Below are 2,254 nucleotides of genomic sequence, written 5' to 3' on the forward strand. Positions count from 1 at the left end.
GCCGGCAAAGAGGCTCAAGACGCTGCTGGTGGTATCGGTGGTGCTCAATATTTTTCTGCTCGGCACGATCGGCGGCGGCACGTACCGGTGGATCGAAAAGCAGAAGGCCGATGCCATCGCGCAGCAGCGCGGCCTGCGTTTTGCCGCCGCGGAATTGCCGCAGGAACGCCGCGAGCAACTGCACGACGCGCTCAGGCAGACACGCCGTGACAGCCTGCCGCTCGTGTTGAGCGCGCGAGCGGGACGTATCGATGTCGTGCAGGCGCTGCAGGCGCCGCAATTCGACCGTGCGACGCTCGATGCCGCCCTCGCCCGCACGCGTGATGCCGACATTGCCGTGCGTTCGCGCGTGGAAGGCACGGTGGCGGATTTCGCCGCGACGCTCACCGCAGACGAACGGCTGAAACTCGTCGATGCGTTGCAGCGTCACGGGCCGCTGCATGTCGGTCCCGCACCGAAAAAATAACCGCCAGGAACGCGACGGATTCACGTTGCCTCCACGTTTAAGCAGCATGACAATTTTAAACGTGGGGAGCACATGACCGACGTCACACCCGCCGCGATCGCGATGAACCGCTTCGGACTCGGCGCCCGCGCAGGAGAAACTGCGCCCGCCGATCCGAAGCAATGGCTCGCCGCGCAGCTCACAGGCGCAACCTATCAGCCCGTGCCGCCCGCGCTTGAAAATCAGCCATCGAGCAGCGTACTCGCCGCGGAGTTTGCCGAACGTCAGGTTGCGATCCGTGCTGCCGGCTCCGACGATAAAAAAGGCGTGCGCAAGGCCTACAACGAGAAACTGCGCGATACGTATCGCGCGGCCGTGAACGCACGCTTCACCAGTGCGTTGCAGACGCAGGCGCCGTTTATCGAAAGGCTGGTGGCGTTCTGGGCGAATCACTTTGCGGTATCCGTGGAGAAACCGGCAGTCGGCATGCTCGCCGGATCATTCGAAACAGAGGCCATCCGTCCGCACGTGCTTGGCCGTTTCGAGGACATGCTGGTCGCAGCCGAACGTCATCCAGCCATGCAGATTTTCCTCGATCAGGCGCGCTCCGTCGGCCCGGATAGTCCTGCAGCAGAACGCGCCGCCGCGCGGCATCCGGAGAACAGGCCCGGGCTCAACGAAAATCTCGCTCGCGAGATCATGGAGTTGCATACGCTCGGCGTGCGCAGCGGCTACGCGCAGGAAGACGTCACGGAATTCGCGCGGGCGCTTACGGGGTGGAGTATCGGCGGGATGGGAGGGGGTCCGCGTCGTAACGACGCCGCGCCCGGCCAGTTCGTGTTTCGCGAACCGCAACACGAACCGGGTGCGCGCACGGTCATGGGTCGCCAGTACGATCAGCCCGGCGAGCAACAGGCGCTTGCCGTGCTGCATGACCTGGCGGCTTCGCCCGCAACGGCGCAGCATATCGCCGGCAAACTCGCACGGCATTTTGTCGCCGATAACCCGCCGCCATCGCTCGTCGAACGCCTCGCCGGTGTATTCAGCGCCACGAACGGTGACCTGCCGAGCGTGTATCAAGTGCTGATCGATTCGCCGGAAGCGTGGTCGCCCGTCGATGCCAAGTTCAAGACGCCGTGGGACTGGACCGTCTCGTCCATGCGAGGCCTGGGTCATGACGATATCGGCGCCTTGCAGATCGCGCCTTTGCTCACGCAGCTCGGCCAGCCGGTGTGGCGCCCGGGCTCCCCTGCCGGCTACGACGATATCGCCGCGAGCTGGGCCGCCCCCGATGCGCTCGTGCGCCGCGTAGAAATGGCCCAGCGCTTCGCCGCGCGTGTGGGCGATACGCTCGATGCCCGTACACTCGGCAATCAGTTGCTTGCCGGATCGCTCAGCGATGCTACGGCATCCGAACTATCCCGCGCCGAAAGCGCGCCGACCGCGCTTGCACTCCTGCTGGTTTCCCCCGATTTTCAAAGGAGATGACGCCATGATCTCGCGTCGAAATTTCTTGTGGTGCGCAGGTGCCGGCGTTGGCTCGATGCTGGTCGGATCGCGCATGGCGTTTGCATCGGTGGAATCGGACCGGCGTTTTGTGTTCGTGATCCAGCGCGGCGCCGCCGATGGACTCAACATCGTCGTGCCCTATGCCGATCCTGCTTACGCGAAGCTGCGCGGCGCGCTGGCAATCGATCCGTCGTCCGCGACGAAACTCGATGGCACGTTCGCGCTGCATCCATCGCTGGTCGAAACCGCGAAGATGTACGCCGCGCAACAGGCGTTGTTCGTGCACGCGGTGGCATCGCA

General features: G+C 64.5%; 2 protein-coding genes and 1 pseudogene. All 3 read left to right on the plus strand.

Features of this window, described 5'->3' with window-relative positions:
- Positions 1 to 466 (plus strand): periplasmic heavy metal sensor (locus ACRXB1_RS34855; RefSeq protein ID WP_449494630.1); only part of this gene is annotated, 466 nt, incomplete at its 5' end.
- Between the two features lie 72 nt (positions 467 to 538).
- Complete coding sequence (locus ACRXB1_RS34860; protein WP_449494631.1) at positions 539 to 1,933, plus strand: DUF1800 domain-containing protein; 1,395 nt, start codon at positions 539 to 541, stop codon at positions 1,931 to 1,933.
- A gap of 4 nt (positions 1,934 to 1,937) precedes the next feature.
- Positions 1,938 to 2,254 (plus strand): annotated as a pseudogene (locus tag ACRXB1_RS34865) (DUF1501 domain-containing protein); the annotation flags it as partial.

This window comes from Caballeronia sp. M23-90, from assembly GCF_053574605.1.

What these genes read in the sequence shown, in the direction of transcription:
- ACRXB1_RS34860 (WP_449494631.1), top strand. Translation starts at nt 539, where the DNA reads ATGACCGACGTCACACCCGCCGCGATCGCGATGAACCGCTTCGGACTC.